We start from the raw sequence: 14594 nt of genomic DNA on the forward strand, positions 1-14594 counted from the left end.
GATGACCGCCCTGCCCGTCAAGGCATCACACGATCACACGCACACCGGCTGTTGCAGATGCGCGTATCCGGCGGCGGCAATGAACGTCGGCAGTTTCCACAGCTGACCGTTTACCGCCCACGCGCCATCCTCTACATCGCTGACGATGATCGAGGTCGCCAGCATCCGCGTATGCGGCAAGCCAACCGCGTCGGTCATCGCCTGATGGATGGCGGCGGCGTAGTTGGCACGACGCTGATCGTCGAGCACGCCGGCCGGCACCAGCACCTGCACGAAACACGGCACAAGCCGGCTGAAGTCATCGCTGCCGCCACAGCGCCACTGCGATGCCGGCACCTCCTCTGCAATCACCCCGCACAAGGCCCGTTGCCGAGGATCCGAACCGAGTCCGCTGCATTGCGTGGCCGCCTGATTCACGGCGACCAGCAACCGCTCGCGTTGCTCCGCGCTCAAGGCGCCGGAAGGAGTCTTGATGAAAATGGTGGGCATGACCCTTGTTCCTGGATTGAAGGCCCCTTGATTGAAGCCCGGAGCGTTGCGGCCGGAAAGTGGCCGAGATGACATCATTCGTGCAAAATCGGCCAATGCATGATTTCACCCTCGTAGTGCCGGATGGCGCCTTCAGTTCCAGCGTGACCCTTACGATGGACGTGCTCTCCACCGCCGCCAAACTCGCGCCGCGGCTGGGGCTCGCCGCACCGCGCTGGCGGGTCTGCGGCCTGTCGGCGCGGCCCGTGCAACTGGCCAACGGCATGCAATTGCCAGCCCAGCGACTGAGCGCTGCATCGGCGGGCCTGGGTTGCTGGATCGTGCCGGGGCTGGCCGTGGACGACGCCGCGCAGCTTGAATCACGCCTGGCACACGCGGACATGGCGCCGTTGGCCGCCGCATTGCGTCGCCATGCGAACAAGGGAGGCGTCGTCGCGGCGTCGTGTTCTGCGGTGTTCGTGCTCAACAACGCCGGCCTGATCGACGGACGCCGTGTCACCACAACCTGGTGGCTCGCTTCCACGCTGCGCCGCATGGCCCCACTGGCACAGGTCGAACCGGAGCGGATGGTCCACGAAGACGGCCCGATCATCACCGCCGGCGCTGCACTGGCGCATATGGACCTGCTGCTGCACCTGATCCGCCAACGCTTCGGCGAACGCCTGACCACGGCCATCGGCCAGGCACTGCTGGTGGAGCGCCGGCGCCTGCAATCGCCTTACATGTCGCCGGCGTTGATGGCGCCGGAGAGCAAGCTGATCGCCAAGCTCACCACACACATCACAAGCGCGCTGCCCGCTCCGGTGTCGGTGGCCACGCTGGCCGCGCAGGCGAACATGTCCACGCGTACCTTGTCGCGTCTGGTCAGCAAGGAACTGGGCTACGGCCCGCAGCACCTGATCCAGTCAGTACGCGTGAACAAGGCACGCGCGTTGCTTGAAAACAGCAAGCTGTCGGTGGAAGAAGTCGCATCGCAGGTGGGGCTTGGTGATCCGGCGACGCTTCGACGCCTGCTGCGCCGACGATTGAACGTAACCCCAAGCCAGATCCGGCGTTGAGCAGCGGTAGTGCCGAGCCATGCCCGGCAGTGGCCGCCCTTCAATGCAGCACGCGATGAACCGTGCCAATCACCGCAGGTTTCACGGATCGCGCAACGGCAGGCCCGCTGGTGCATGAAACGCTACCCCGACGCAGAATCGCCTCCGCCCCGCGCAGGAACGAGCCCTAGAATGCCACTCCCGTTGAATGCTCCAGGCTTTCGCCCTCGCGAGCGAGTGCTTCGTGCTCAAATTCAACCGGATCAAGTTCGACGAGGTTGCAGCCCTGGCCATGCGCCTGGAGATTCACAACGCTTCCTCTCAGCTCAAGGAATGTTGGACGCCGCGCGATTCGCGCGCCCTTCGTAAAGAACTGCGCTTCATGCCCGCGCAGGACAATCGCCTCCCCGCCTCTCGCGCTTGCCGCCTTCAGTAGTTGCTCGAACGCTTGCTGATAGCTGACCGGAAGTGGCGCCATGCCAGTCCGCATGTTGGGCTCCCTGGTCCCCAGCGCGATCGAAACCTGCCCAAGCCGCTCCGATACGCACGGCGGCAAAGACCGCAACAACTGCACGGGGGGATGTTCATCCGATGCGGCTGCGTGAGCGGCAAGCAGGAGCAGCGCCGTCAGTGCGATTGCCCTCATATCCATCCCCCGGCGATTGAGCCAGCCGAATGTAGCAGGTGCCGGCGCGAGTTCAGGGTGGCGGCATTGGATACAACCAGGACAGCCCAGGACCAGGCTCTCCCGTTTCGCCTAACCCACGTGTCTCAGCGCCGCCAGTAGCGCCGAGCCATGCTCGGCACGAACAACAGCCACGAAGTCCTGCCGGCCGCAGCTTCTCTGGCCACGGTCAGTTCCACAAGAACAGTGCCCTGTGCCTGGTTCGTAATGACTCAACGCTGCCCCCGCTCCTGCCCACAGCCGGCCCGGCCGCCCCCCCGGCTCGGCCACACCACCAGCGGGATCAATAAGCGCCATTGCTGATAATCGTTTGTATTCGCATTAACGCATCAGGATAATCCGCCATCATTGTCATTGCCGGACCACCCCCGATGCCCGCTTCACTGCCGCCCCGCCGCCCCATGCTGCTCGCCCTTGCCATCGCAACCGCGCTGGCCGCCCCGCTCGCCCAGGCGCAGGACTCGCCCGAAGCCCGCACCCTCGACGCCGTCAGCGTGATCGCCGAGCGTGCCAGCACCGCCACCAAGACCGACACCCCGCTGACCCAGACGCCGCAGGCGATCAGCGTGGTCACCAACAGCCTGTTCACCGACCGTGACGCCCACAACCTGCAGGAAACCCTGCGCTACAGCGCTGGCGTCACCGCCGATGCCTGGGGCCTGGACACGCGCAGCGACGGCAGCACCGTGCGCGGCCTGGACCCGGTGCAGTACCTGGACGGCATGCGTCGCAGCTACGGCTTCAGCCCGATGGCACGCACCGAGGTCTACGGCCTTGAGCGCGTGGAAGTGCTGCGCGGCCCGTCCTCGGTGCTGTACGGCGCCGGCGCCACCGGCGGCATCATCAATGCGATGACCAAGCGCCCCACTTTTGGTGACATCGGTGGTGAGGTCGGCGTGCAGCTTGGCAACTTCGACCGCAAGCAGTTCCAGGGCGATGTCGGTGGCGTGCTCAATGATGCCGGCACCGTTGCCGGGCGCGTGGTCGGCGTGGTCCGCGACGCTGGCATGCAGACCGATTTCGTCGACGATGACCGCATCTACATCGCGCCGTCGATCAGCTGGCGCGGCGAGCGCAGCAACCTCACCGTGCTGGCCAGCTACCAGCGCGACCAGACCGCCTCCAGCCAGCAGTTCCTGCCGGTTGCCGCCACCTTGAATGCACCGGCCGGGCGTCCGAGCCTGGACCCGTCAACCTTCCTCGGCGACCCGGATTTCGACAAGCTTGATTCGCGCGTGTACAGCCTCTCGGCACTGTTCGACCACGCCTTCAACGACAGCATCAGCCTGCGTGCGTCGGTACGTTACCTGGACGGCAAGACCACCTTCCAGGAATTGTTCCCGGACAGCTACAGCAACCCGACCAACCCCTTCATCGATGCCGATGGCCGCGTCCTCGCCCGCAACGCCTACGGCATCAAGCCCGACGTACGTGTGCTGACCAGCGACACCGCACTGCAGTTCGACTTCGCCACCGGCGCGTTCCAGCACCTGCTGCTGGCCGGCGTGGACTACAACGATTACCGCGAGGAATCATCCAGCGTCGATGCCACCGCCACGCCGATCGACATCTACGCGCCGGTCTCCGGCGGCGTCACCGTCAATGGCTGGAACCGCCTGCCCACGCAGCGTAACACCCAGTTGGGCGTATACGTGCAGGATCAGATCCGCTGGGCCGATCGCGTGTCGCTGGTACTCGGTGCACGCCGCGACCACGCACGCAGCAAGACCGAAGGCCTGCCCAGCCAGACCGACAACGCCACCACCTATCGTGCCGGCTTGATCGGTGAGATCGGTGCAGGCTTCTCGCCGTACATCAGCTACAGCGAATCGTTCCTGCCGGTCACCGGCCAGGATCTGTACGGCCGCGCGTTCAAGCCGATGCAGGGCCGTCAGAGCGAGGCCGGTGTGAAGTGGCAGCCGGCGCGCAACATGCTGGTCACCGCCTCGGTCTACCGCATCACCGAAACCAACCGTCAGACCAACGATCCGGACAACGTGCTCAACGTGGTGCAGACCGGTGAGATCCAGTCCAAGGGCGTGGAACTGGAAGGCCAGTTCTCCTTCGCCAACGACCTGACCGTCACCGCCGCGTATGCACACAACAAGGCCGAAGTGACCAAGAGCAACTTCGCCATGGAAGTGGACCAGCGCCTCAACGACACGCCGCAGGAACTGTCCTCGCTGTGGGTGGCCAAGGGCTTCCAGCTCGACGACGATGCGCGCCTGCGCGTGGGCGTGGGTGGCCGCTACGTCGGCAACACCCAGTCGCTGGGCTACGGCGGTTTCATCCGCACGCCGAGCTACACGCTGGTCGATGCGCTGATGGAAGTGCAGGTCACCGATTGGACCATGGCGTTGAACATCACCAACCTGTCCAACAAGCAGTACTTCGCACCCTGCCGCAACTTCGGCGACTGCTTCAGCGGCAATCCGCGTACCGTGACCGGCACGATCAGCTACCGGTTCTGACGTTTCACCCGGCCCGGTCGGCATCACGCTGACCGGGCCGGTCATCGCATCGTCTCCAGCCATCGCCAGGGAACCCCATGCAACGTTCGACCCTCAAAGCCTGGTTCCTGGTGCACAAGTGGACCAGCCTGGTCTGCACCCTGTTCCTGTTGCTGCTGTGCCTGACCGGGCTGCCGTTGGTATTCGGCGAAGAAATCGCCCACCTCAGTGAACCCGAAGTCGCCGCCGTCGCACCCGACGCCACACCGCGCGACCTGGATGCACAAGTGCGCAGCGCACTGGCCGAATATCCCGGCGACGTACCGCTCTTCGTCGGCTGGGACCCGGATGCACCCACGGTGTACGTCAACACCGGCGCGCGCCCGGATACGCCACCGCCGCAGATGCACACCGCACTGCTGCATGCAGTCAGCGGCGACGTGCTACCGGCCGCGCAGTTCAACGAAGGCGTGATGTTCTTCCTCTACCGCCTGCATACCGACCTGTTCCTTGGCCTGCCCGGCATGCTGTTCATGGGCACGATGGCGCTGCTGTTCGCCGTGGCGATCATCTCCGGGCTGGTGTTGTATGGGCCTTTCATGCGCCGCCAGCCATTCGGCACCCTGCGCACCGGCCGCAGCCGGCGTTTGGCGTGGCTGGACCTGCACAACGTGCTCGGCATCGTCACCTTCGGCTGGGCGCTGGTGGTCGGCATCACCGGCGCCATCAACACCATCGCCAAGCCACTCGAACAGGCCTGGCAGACCGAGCAGCTCGGCGAGTTCGCCGCACGCTACGCCGGCCAGCCACGCCCCACCCAGCTGGCTTCACTGCAGGCCGCCGTGGACACCGCACGCGCCGCCGCACCCGGTATGCGTCCGGCTTTCGTCAGCTTCCCCGGCACCGGCTACAGCGGCGACCACCACTACGGCGTCTTCATGCAGGGCAACACCCCGCTGACCGAGCGCCTGTACCGCCCGGTGTTGATCGACGCACAGACCGGCGCACTCACCGCGCAACCACAGCTGCCGGTCTACATGAGCGTGCTGCTGCTCAGCCAGCCACTGCACTTCGGCGACTACGGCCACCTGCCGCTGAAAATCCTGTGGGCGTTGCTTGATCTACTCACCATCGCGGTGCTGATCAGCGGCCTGTATCTATGGGTGAAACGCGGCAGCACCGAAGCACGCATCACCGAACTCGAGCGCGCCGCGCAGACCGGAGCCAGCGCATGAGCAAACCCGCGCCCGCACCACGCAATCCCTTCGCCGCCCCGGCATGGATCGCCGCCGCCAGCCTGCTCGGCCTGGTCAGCGCGCTGATCGGCGACGGCGTATTCGACGTGATCTCGTGGCTGGTGTTCAGCGCGTTGGTGGCGCTGCTGATTCGTGCGTGGGTCAAGCGGACGCGGTGAGTGCGTAGCTGGCCGCCATATCGCACCGAAGCCAAGCAGAAACAACCTACAGCCCGCATACGAAAAAACCGGCATTCGCCGGTTCTTCTACAACACTCCGATTTGAATGGTGGGAGTTACAGGTATTGAACCTGAAAGACAGTGAGCAGAGTCAGGTCCTTGTTAAAACTCGACTCTGACCCCTGTTCTTCGTTCCTGTTCTTCGACCCCTGTTCTTCAAAAAAGCTGTCGTCACCCTACGAAGTGGGAAGTCTAGAATACGAGGTTTGCCAAATCCGAAGCAGCATTCATTCCACCACGCCAATCACCACCAGTGCCAGGCAAGACGAACGCATATCGCTCATCGCCCTGAAACACTATCCGCGGATGATTACCCTTCTCAACAACGAAGCCTAACTCTTCTAGAATCGCGATCGTCTTCTTATCTAAACTCCGGTAGTCGCGCAGCGCTTCCTTGATTTTCTCGCGACTACGGGGAGCCATTCCAACAACCTTATTGGATTCCAAGATGGCCTCCACAATGTGTCGCCGCCGGGTCCCCTGAATCGCCCGCCCGACCTCTGCCTGAACAGCTCCAAGCACAACATCCAGTATCTCCCCAGCGTACAAGTCTGCTTCTTGTCCGACTGAGAATGAAACCCCACCTTGCATTGCTCGAATTCGCTCATGCTCCCTGATCTCGGCCTTAAGACGAGCGATTTCACGCTCTGCGCTTTCGAGACTCTCATCCTTAGCTAGCAACTCAACGTCGAAATGCGCAGCATATTCATCAAATCCCTTATTGCCTTCCTTTTTGTAGTGCTCGATTTCACTACGCGAGATGGCTGAATCGACGGAGGAGAATGTGCAACGATCTAGTGGCCGCCGGTTGATGAGGGCTGCCCGAACTTCCTCCTCAATCGCTGACTCCATCTCATTTATCGACGAGAAGTCCCCTCGACGGAACTGAGACCTACGACCACCACTATCAGGCCAATAAATGCCTACTGCCCCACCGTAGACATTCTCTGAGTTGACCTGGTCACGTAGTCGCCAAGAGAAAGACCGGCTTGGCTCGACCACTAAGTGCGCCATTCCAGCAAGCTTATGACTAAGGTTGCCAATACGAACAAAGTGCTTATTCGAAGAGGGTGCGCTTACGTAAACGATAGGCAGACGATTTCCCGCCTTTCCTGCTATCAGGTCAATAGCAAGGGCCATGTCCGCGTTAGTCAAACTTATGGGCTTCCCCAAAACAAGCCCATTGTCATCGCCCCCCCCAAGATGCTCGAGTAGTTGCTTGACCAGCAAAGGCTTTTTGCCGGACGGCAGCACCGCGGCTGGGTGCCGTGACTCGCAGAGAGTTCGAACAGAAACCCAGCTGTCGGCGGTGCGCTTTGAGAAAGTAGCTAATGTCATCCACTGGAGCACTCCATCTTGGACGACGTAACGGATCGCTCCACTGTCCACTGCAGAGTCAACAAACCGCAGGGAGTCGAGCTTTGCCCGCCCTCGTTCTGATGAAGCCCGCCCGTGGGCATTGAGGACAGCCAAGTCTTCGCTCGTTAGGACGTTGTGCGGAGAGCCGGAGATCTACTGCCGCACTGCATCCATGAAATCCGAACTGGTGGCACCGAAAGAAACCGGAAAATCAGTAGCGAAGGACAGCATCTAGCCCCCTGTAGGCCAACATCCTAATGACCAATACCAATGGCACTTATCACGCACCTACAAAAAACCGGCTTTCGCCGGTTCTTCTGCAACACTTTGATTTTTATGGTGGGCGGTGCAGGGTTCGAACCTGCGACCCTTGCCGTGTGAAGGCAATGCTCTACCGCTGAGCTAACCGCCCGTGTTGCGAGCCGCTCATTATAGGGAGCTGAGCGGACACGTCAACGGTTTTCACAAACTTCTTCACATCGTCTGGGTGGGCTTGTCCGAGCCGGACGTGCCCGCCAGCAGGGTCTCGATCTTGTTGCGGATTGCCTCGCCATCAGCACCATCGGCCAGCTGCACGCCGATGCCGGCCTGGCGGTTGCCCTGGGCGCCCAGCGGCGTCACCCAGACCACCTTGCCGGCGATGGGCAGGCGCTCGTTGGAGTCGGGCAAGGTCATCAGCAGGAACACCTCGTCGCCGAGGAAATAGCGCTTGGGCGTGGGTACGAAGACACCGCCATTCTTCACAAACGGCATGTAGGCGCTGTACAGCGCTGCCTTGTCCTTCACCGCCAGGGACAGGATGCCCTGGCGCGCGTTCATCGCACTCATCGATTAGTCCCCTTGGATTGCACCTGGTTGGCGGCGCCCCAGGCCAGCAGCAGTTCCACCACGGCCAGGTCGGCGCGAACGGTGGTGCGCAGCAGGTCGCGGGTGCGATTGGCGGCGTCGAACCAGGCGGCCAGCTTGTTCAATCGCGAGGAATCGGTCAAGCCGTCGGCTGCCTTCTTCAGGGCCAGATCGGCGGCATGACGCAGGCGCAGGTCGGCGTGCTCGTCGCCGGTCCAGCGCTGGGCCAGCTCCACGCTGCCCAGCTTGCCCGACACCAGCTGCTCCAGCTCGCTGGCCACCTGCCGGCGCAGCGCCATGCCCTCGCCCTGCAGCCAGGCATCGGCCAGCGCCGGATGGCCACGGGTGGCATCCAGCGCTTCACGGGCCACGCCTTCGGTGTAGCCGCGGGCCTGCAGCCAGGCCATTGCTTCCTCGCGCGGCGGCAGGCGGAATTCCAGGCGCTGGCAGCGGCTGCGGATGGTCTGCGGCAAACGCACGGGGTCGGAGCTGATCAGCCACAGATAGCGGCCCGGCGAGGGTTCTTCCAGGGTCTTGAGCAGCGCGTTGCAGGCGGAGCGGTTGATTGCGTCCGCCGGGTCGACGATGACCACCTGGGCCACGCCGTACTGCGGGGTGAGCGCCAGCTTCTGCGAAATATCGCGCACCTGTTCGATCACGATCTCGGTGCGCAGCTTGTCGCCGGTCTTGTTGGGGATGAACGAGGTCAACAGCAGGTCCGGATGGGTGCCTGCGGCAATCAGCTGCGCGTTGCGCTGGCGGCCGGCTGCATCCACGCCGTGGTTCAGCACGTGCGCGGCCAGCTTCAGCGCGACCGCGCGCTTGCCCATGCCGGCCGGCCCGCAGATCAACAGGCCATGGCCCAGGCGCCCGGCGTCCAGCGCAGCGACGGCCTGCTCATAGGCCCGTTGCTGCCAGGGTGCGAATGCATCACTCATGCGCGGTACTCCCGGTTCACTGCTGCACCGCCTGGCTGCGGGACTGGCGCAAGCGCTGCAGATAACGCGCGACGGCCGCGTTGTGATCGCTCAGCGTGGCCGAAAATTCATGCGCGCCGCTGCCATCGCCCACTGCGACGAAGTACAGCGCATTGCCCGGTGCCGGCTGCGCGGCGGCATGCAGCGCATCGCGGCCGGGCATGGCGATCGGCGTCGGCGTCAGACCGGCGCGGGTATACGTGTTGTACGGCGTGTCGGTGGTCAGATGGCTGCGACGGATATTGCCGTCATAAGCACTGCCGATGCCGTAGATCACGGTCGGATCGGTCTGCAGGCGCATGCCCATTTTCAGGCGGCGCATGAACACGCCGGCAATCTGCGGGCGCTCGCTGGCAAGGCCGGTTTCCTTCTCGATGATCGAGGCCAGGATCAGCAGTTCATACGGCGAGGTCAGCGGCAGGTCGTCGGCACGCGATGCCCACGCAGCAGCCAGTTCCTTTTCCATCGCCGCATGCGCGCGCTTGAGCACATCCAGGTCACTGTCGCCACGCTGGTAGATGTAGGTTTCCGGCAGGAAGCGCCCTTCCGGATGCTGCTCCGGGAAACCAAGCGCAGCCATCAACTCGGTATCGCTCAATTCGGCGGTCTTGTGCAGCAGCGGCTGCGCCCGGTTCAGCGCGGCACGCAGCTGGCGGATATTCCAGCCTTCAACGATCGTTACCCGGTATTGCAGCACCTTGCCCTGGCGCATGTTGCGCAGCAGTTCGCGCGGCGTGGGAGCCGGCTCCAGCGCGTACTCGCCCACTTTGAGCTTGCCCGCCGCATCGAGCTGGCGTGCCAGCAGCTGCCATTGCACATCGCGGCCTTCGTCGATGCCGGCCGCACGCAGCTTGCCAAGCACGGTGCTGAACGAATCGCCCGGGGCGATGGTGATGCTGGCCTGGTCCGGCGTCACAGGCGTGGAAGCGAAGCTGCCAAGGCGCTGCCACAGCGCAAATGCGCCCACCCCGGCCAATGCCACCAGCAGAACCACTACCGCAAGCACTGCCAGACATCCGCGTTTCGCACCCGCCATGCTCACTCCGCTTGAATAGAACCGGTGCGCAGGATACCGCGCCACCGCGAACACCGGCCAAGCGGCGCGTTCATTGTTGCGGTTCCAGCGCCCGCAACAGACCGCGCGCCTTGGCGCGGGTTTCGTCCAGTTCCTTGACCGGATCCGAATCCACCACGATGCCGGCACCGGTACGGAACGTCGCCACCGCGCCCTGTACTTCGGCGGTGCGGATCAGGATGTTCAGGTCCATGTCGCCGTCACGGTTCAGCCAGCCGAATGCGCCGGTGTAGGCGCCGCGTGCGGTCTGTTCCAGTTCGGCGATGATTTCCATGCAGCGCACCTTGGGGCAGCCGGTGATGGTGCCGCCCGGGAACGTGGCGGCGATCACCTCGCCCGGCGTCACGTCTGGCCGCAGCCGTGCACGCACGTTGCTGACGATGTGATGCACGTGGGCGTAGCTTTCCACCGTCATCAGCTCATCAACCTCAACCGTGCCCGGTGCGGCGATGCGGCCCAGGTCGTTGCGCTCCAGGTCGATCAGCATCACGTGCTCGGCACGCTCCTTCGGATGGCCGACCAGTTCCTGGATGCGCGCAGCATCGTCGTCACCGTCAAAGCGCGGGCGGGTGCCGGCAATCGGCCGGGTCTGCACCAGGTCGCCACTGACCGATACCAGCCGCTCCGGCGAGGAACTCACTACCGCACGCCCGGCCGCATTGAACAGTCCGGCGAACGGTGCCGGGTTGGCTTTGCGCAACCGTGCGTACAGCGCTTCGGGCGCCAATGGCGCGTCGAAGTGCGCCTGCCAGCGGCGTGACAGATTCACCTGGAACACATCGCCGGCGCACAGGTAATCGATCACCCGCTGCACGCCATCGGTGAAACGCTGACCATCATCTTCGTCAATTGCATGCGGCGGCTGCCAGTGCGGCAATGCCGGGAGTTGCGCGGCGTCGCTGATGTCGTGCTGAAGCTGCGCGAGCAGATCTGCGTGGTCATCTTCAGCCACCGCGACGCAGCGGCCGCTGTCGCGCTCGCGCAACACCGCCGCCGGGCAGCGCAGCGCGATGGCCGACGGCAGGCCGTCGGTCCGCTGTGGCAGGTTCAATATCGGTTCGATCTGCCCGGCCAGTTCGTAATCGAGCAGCAACGCCCAACCGCCACGGAACGGGATGTCGGCTTCAAGCGGATTGCGCGCCAGGCGCAGCGATTGCCATTCGCGATCCAGCACGTCCAGGAAGTCACCTTCCACCGGCGTGCCGTCCTCGCGATGTACGTGCCCATGGGCGTCAAGCCGCAGCTGGCCGCCATCGGCAATCAGCAGCATGTCCCACTGGCCCTGCTTGCCGGCAGCGGTGGATTCCAGCAGTACGGGGTAGCGATGCGGCGCAAGCCGGTGCAGCGCCAGCAGGTCGGTGTCGGCGTGCAGGGGAAGGAAGTGCATCGTAGGCCCGGGGAAGAGTCGTGAGAAACTCGTGGCTCCCTTCTCACGCTTGCGGGAGAAGGTGCCCAAAGGGCGGATGAGGGGAAGCTTTCAAAGCGGAAAGAACAAACGTTGGGTGCTTTCAACAACTCGACAGCTCACCAACTCCGCTTCGCTCTGCCCTCACCCCAACCCCTCTCCCGCCTGCGGGAGAGGGGCTCAAGCAAGAGCGACGAACCCTTAGATGCGCTTGAACACCAGCGTGCCGTTGGTGCCGCCGAAGCCGAAGCCGTTGGACATCACCACATCCACCTGCGCCTTGCGCGCCACGTTCGGCACGTAATCCAGGTCGCAGCCTTCGCTCGGGTCTTCCAGATTGATCGTCGGCGGGATGATGCCGGTTTCCAGCGCCATCACCGAGAAGATGGCTTCCACACCGCCGGCCGCGCCGAGCAGGTGGCCGGTCATCGACTTGGTGGAGCTGACCAGCATCTTGTAGGCGTGCTCACCGAAGGCGGTCTTCATCGCCATGGTCTCGCCCAGGTCGCCCAGCGGCGTGGAGGTGCCGTGTGCGTTGAGGTAGCCCACCTGCTCCGGAGTGACGCCCGCGTCCTTCATCGCCGCGACCATGCAGCGAGCGGCGCCTTCGCCGTTCTCGCTCGGTGCGGTCATGTGGTACGCGTCCGAGCTTGCGCCGAAGCCGGCCAGCTCGCAGTAGATGCGTGCGCCGCGCGCCTTGGCGTGCTCGTATTCTTCCAGGATCAGGATGCCGGCACCGTCGCCCAGCACGAAGCCGTCACGACCCTTGTCCCACGGACGCGACGCCTTGGTCGGATCATCGTTGCGGGTGGACATGGCCTTCATCGCGCAGAAGCCACCCAGTGCGGTCGGCGAAGAGCCACGCTCGGCGCCACCGGCAACCATCACGTCGGCATCGCCGTACTGGATCATGCGCATCGCCGTACCAATGGAGTGGTTGGACGTGGCGCAGGCCGACACCGCCGAGAACGACGGGCCCTTCAGCCCGGCGATGATGCTCAGCTGGCCCGGCAGCATGTTGATGATGGTCTTGGGCACGTAGAAGGGCGAGATCTTCTTGCCCTCATGGAACTCGATGGTCTGCTCTTCGATACCCAGCAGGCCGCCGATGCCCGCACCGACGATGGCACCGATGCGGTCGGCATTGGCGTCGGTGATTTCCAGGCCCGAGTCGTGCAGCGCCATGAAGGCGGCACCCAGGCCGTAATGGATGAACGGGTCCATCTTCTTGGCATCCTTGCCACTGACCCGGAATTTGCCGAACAACGGATTGTCGGCGGTGATGTCGAAATCCTTGACCTCACCTGCGATCTTGGTGGTGAAACGTTCCAGATAGGCATCTGCAACGTTCGTCAGCGGGCCAATGCCCGAGCGGCCATTGATGATGCCTTCCCAGCTGCTGGCCAGATCATTGCCCAGCGGCGACACCATGCCCATGCCGGTAACGACGACGCGACGACTCATTGCGGATTCTCCTGGCCCCATTCACGGGGGTTGAAGCGGTGAAAAGCACAGGGCCGCATGCGCGGCCCCATGGATTTGCAACGCGGTCGGAAGTACATGCCGGCCGCGTCCTGTCAGGCGTGGATCAAGCCTTGACGTGTGCCTTGACGTAGTCGATGGCGGCCTGAACGGTGCCGATCTTCTCAGCCTCTTCGTCCGGGATCTCGCACTCGAACTCTTCTTCAAGCGCCATCACCAGCTCGACGGTGTCCAGCGAGTCGGCACCCAGGTCATCGACGAACGATGCGCTGGTGGTGACTTCCTCTTCCTTGACGCCAAGCTGCTCGACAACAATCTTCTTGACGCGTTCTTCGATGGTGCTCATTGGATATCGCTCCAGATGGAGTAGTGGTTCAAAAGACGCCATCACGTGGTGATGGCCGTGGGATAGTGTAGTGGAAAGCACCGGGGCCATGCATTCTGGCAAAAAACCCCGGCTATCAACCACTTGGGCGCAGTCCCTGCACCACACGCTTACGGCATGTACAAGCCACCGTTCACGTGAAGGGTTTCGCCGGTGATGTAGCTGGCCGACGGGCCGGCCAGGAAGCCCACCGCGCGGGCGATATCGGCCGGCTCGCCGAGGCGGCCCAGCGCGACCTGGCCGAGCATCGCCGCCTTGGCGTCCTCGGGCAGGTCCTTGGTCATGTCGGTATCGATGAAGCCCGGGGCGACCACGTTCACGGTCACGCCGCGGCTGCCGATTTCCTTGGCCAGCGACTTGGAGAAGGCAATGATGCCGGCCTTGGCGGCGGCGTAGTTGGCCTGGCCAGCGTTGCCGGTCACGCCGATCACCGAGGCGATGTTGATGATGCGGCCCTTGCGCGCCTTCATCATGCCGCGCATCACCGCCTTGGAGGTGCGGTAGACGCTGGTCAGGTTGGTGTCGAGGATGGCCTGCCAGTCCTCGTCCTTCATGCGCATCAGCAGGTTGTCGCGGGTGATGCCGGCGTTGTTCACCAGGATGGTGATGGCGCCGAACTCCTTGCTGACCGCCTCGATCAGCGCTTCCACCGCGCCCGGCTCGGTCACGTTCAGCGCGCGGCCGTGGCCGCCCTGCGCGGCTAGGCGTTCGCCGATGGCGGCAGCGCCGGACTCGGTGGTGGCGGTGCCGATGACGGTGGCGCCCTGGGCGGCCAGTTCGTCGGCAATGGCCGCACCGATGCCACGGCTGGCGCCGGTGACGAGCGCGATTTCACCCTGCAATGGCTTGCTCATGCTGTTTCCTCTTGCTGCGAGGCCGCCGCTGGCGGCTCCCGGTCATGGCCGGGCGCGGACCGCGCCCCGAGCCGGT

The 14594-nt window shown here is 64.0% G+C and carries 14 protein-coding genes and 1 tRNA gene; 4 read left to right on the forward strand and 11 right to left on the reverse strand.

Features of this window, described 5'->3' with window-relative positions; translation table 11 throughout:
• Positions 1-33: 33 nt before the first annotated feature.
• The gene (locus LR961_RS13910) at positions 34-489 is read right to left on the reverse strand and encodes a tautomerase family protein (RefSeq protein WP_232150472.1); all 456 of its coding nucleotides are present in this window, start codon (positions 487-489) and stop codon (positions 34-36) included.
• 95 nt (positions 490-584) lie between these two features.
• Between LR961_RS13910 and LR961_RS13915 the strand changes: the two genes are divergently transcribed.
• Positions 585-1547: a helix-turn-helix domain-containing protein gene (locus tag LR961_RS13915; RefSeq protein ID WP_232150474.1), complete on the forward strand. Its 963-nt coding sequence runs from the start codon at positions 585-587 to the stop codon at positions 1545-1547.
• 166 nt (positions 1548-1713) lie between these two features.
• Here LR961_RS13915 and LR961_RS13920 read toward each other — a convergent pair whose 3' ends face one another.
• A complete protein-coding gene (locus LR961_RS13920) occupies positions 1714-2016 on the reverse strand; it encodes a hypothetical protein (RefSeq protein WP_232150476.1) in 303 nt (100 codons plus the stop codon).
• A 566-nt stretch (positions 2017-2582) separates the two neighbouring features.
• Between LR961_RS13920 and LR961_RS13925 the strand changes: the two genes are divergently transcribed.
• The 3 genes from LR961_RS13925 to LR961_RS13935 all read left to right on the forward strand — a co-directional run bounded on the left by LR961_RS13925 (position 2583) and on the right by LR961_RS13935 (position 6075).
• The gene (locus LR961_RS13925) at positions 2583-4682 is read left to right on the forward strand and encodes a TonB-dependent siderophore receptor (protein ID WP_232150478.1); all 2100 of its coding nucleotides are present in this window, start codon (positions 2583-2585) and stop codon (positions 4680-4682) included.
• A gap of 77 nt (positions 4683-4759) precedes the next feature.
• The gene (locus LR961_RS13930; RefSeq protein ID WP_232150480.1) at positions 4760-5896 is read left to right on the forward strand and encodes a PepSY-associated TM helix domain-containing protein; all 1137 of its coding nucleotides are present in this window, start codon (positions 4760-4762) and stop codon (positions 5894-5896) included.
• A complete protein-coding gene (locus tag LR961_RS13935) occupies positions 5893-6075 on the forward strand; it encodes a hypothetical protein (RefSeq protein ID WP_232150482.1) in 183 nt (60 codons plus the stop codon). The genes LR961_RS13930 and LR961_RS13935 overlap by 4 nt, the downstream gene beginning before the upstream one ends.
• Positions 6076-6327: 252 nt before the next feature.
• On the opposite strand, the gene LR961_RS13940 is transcribed toward LR961_RS13935, so the two are convergent.
• From LR961_RS13940 to fabG, 9 genes are all read right to left on the reverse strand, one after another.
• Entirely contained in the window at positions 6328-7608 is a 1281-nt protein-coding gene (locus tag LR961_RS13940) for a hypothetical protein (protein WP_232150483.1), read from the reverse strand.
• A 223-nt stretch (positions 7609-7831) separates the two neighbouring features.
• A tRNA-Val gene (locus tag LR961_RS13945) sits at positions 7832-7906 on the reverse strand.
• Positions 7907-7968: 62 nt separating this feature from the next.
• A complete protein-coding gene (locus LR961_RS13950) occupies positions 7969-8322 on the reverse strand; it encodes a PilZ domain-containing protein (RefSeq protein ID WP_232150485.1) in 354 nt (117 codons plus the stop codon).
• Positions 8319-9278, reverse strand: coding sequence for a DNA polymerase III subunit delta' (locus LR961_RS13955; RefSeq protein ID WP_232150487.1), 960 nt, complete (start codon positions 9276-9278; stop codon positions 8319-8321). The genes LR961_RS13950 and LR961_RS13955 overlap by 4 nt, the downstream gene beginning before the upstream one ends.
• A gap of 16 nt (positions 9279-9294) precedes the next feature.
• Complete coding sequence (mltG, locus tag LR961_RS13960; protein ID WP_232150489.1) at positions 9295-10353, reverse strand: endolytic transglycosylase MltG; 1059 nt, start codon at positions 10351-10353, stop codon at positions 9295-9297.
• Between the two features lie 70 nt (positions 10354-10423).
• On the reverse strand, positions 10424-11779 hold the full coding sequence (locus tag LR961_RS13965) for an aminodeoxychorismate synthase component I (protein ID WP_232150491.1): 1356 nt from the start codon (positions 11777-11779) through the stop codon (positions 10424-10426).
• A gap of 219 nt (positions 11780-11998) precedes the next feature.
• The gene (gene fabF, locus LR961_RS13970; protein WP_232150493.1) at positions 11999-13261 is read right to left on the reverse strand and encodes a beta-ketoacyl-ACP synthase II; all 1263 of its coding nucleotides are present in this window, start codon (positions 13259-13261) and stop codon (positions 11999-12001) included.
• Between the two features lie 124 nt (positions 13262-13385).
• Entirely contained in the window at positions 13386-13625 is a 240-nt protein-coding gene (gene acpP, locus LR961_RS13975; protein ID WP_054659808.1) for an acyl carrier protein, read from the reverse strand.
• 149 nt (positions 13626-13774) lie between these two features.
• A complete protein-coding gene (fabG, locus tag LR961_RS13980) occupies positions 13775-14518 on the reverse strand; it encodes a 3-oxoacyl-ACP reductase FabG (RefSeq protein WP_232150495.1) in 744 nt (247 codons plus the stop codon).
• Positions 14519-14594: the final 76 nt, after the last annotated feature.

The sequence above is a fragment of the Stenotrophomonas sp. SY1 genome, from assembly GCF_021202945.1.
Lineage (GTDB): Bacteria > Pseudomonadota > Gammaproteobacteria > Xanthomonadales > Xanthomonadaceae > Stenotrophomonas.

What these genes read in the sequence shown, in the direction of transcription:
- LR961_RS13910 (WP_232150472.1), bottom strand. Translation starts at nt 489, where the DNA reads ATGCCCACCATTTTCATCAAGACTCCTTCCGGCGCCTTGAGCGCGGAG.
- LR961_RS13915 (WP_232150474.1), top strand. Translation starts at nt 585, where the DNA reads ATGCATGATTTCACCCTCGTAGTGCCGGATGGCGCCTTCAGTTCCAGC.
- LR961_RS13920 (WP_232150476.1), bottom strand. Translation starts at nt 2,016, where the DNA reads ATGCGGACTGGCATGGCGCCACTTCCGGTCAGCTATCAGCAAGCGTTC.
- LR961_RS13925 (WP_232150478.1), top strand. Translation starts at nt 2,583, where the DNA reads ATGCCCGCTTCACTGCCGCCCCGCCGCCCCATGCTGCTCGCCCTTGCC.
- LR961_RS13930 (WP_232150480.1), top strand. Translation starts at nt 4,760, where the DNA reads ATGCAACGTTCGACCCTCAAAGCCTGGTTCCTGGTGCACAAGTGGACC.
- LR961_RS13935 (WP_232150482.1), top strand. Translation starts at nt 5,893, where the DNA reads ATGAGCAAACCCGCGCCCGCACCACGCAATCCCTTCGCCGCCCCGGCA.
- LR961_RS13950 (WP_232150485.1), bottom strand. Translation starts at nt 8,322, where the DNA reads ATGAGTGCGATGAACGCGCGCCAGGGCATCCTGTCCCTGGCGGTGAAG.
- LR961_RS13955 (WP_232150487.1), bottom strand. Translation starts at nt 9,278, where the DNA reads ATGAGTGATGCATTCGCACCCTGGCAGCAACGGGCCTATGAGCAGGCC.
- mltG (WP_232150489.1), bottom strand. Translation starts at nt 10,353, where the DNA reads ATGGCGGGTGCGAAACGCGGATGTCTGGCAGTGCTTGCGGTAGTGGTT.
- LR961_RS13965 (WP_232150491.1), bottom strand. Translation starts at nt 11,779, where the DNA reads ATGCACTTCCTTCCCCTGCACGCCGACACCGACCTGCTGGCGCTGCAC.
- fabF (WP_232150493.1), bottom strand. Translation starts at nt 13,261, where the DNA reads ATGAGTCGTCGCGTCGTCGTTACCGGCATGGGCATGGTGTCGCCGCTG.
- acpP (WP_054659808.1), bottom strand. Translation starts at nt 13,625, where the DNA reads ATGAGCACCATCGAAGAACGCGTCAAGAAGATTGTTGTCGAGCAGCTT.
- fabG (WP_232150495.1), bottom strand. Translation starts at nt 14,518, where the DNA reads ATGAGCAAGCCATTGCAGGGTGAAATCGCGCTCGTCACCGGCGCCAGC.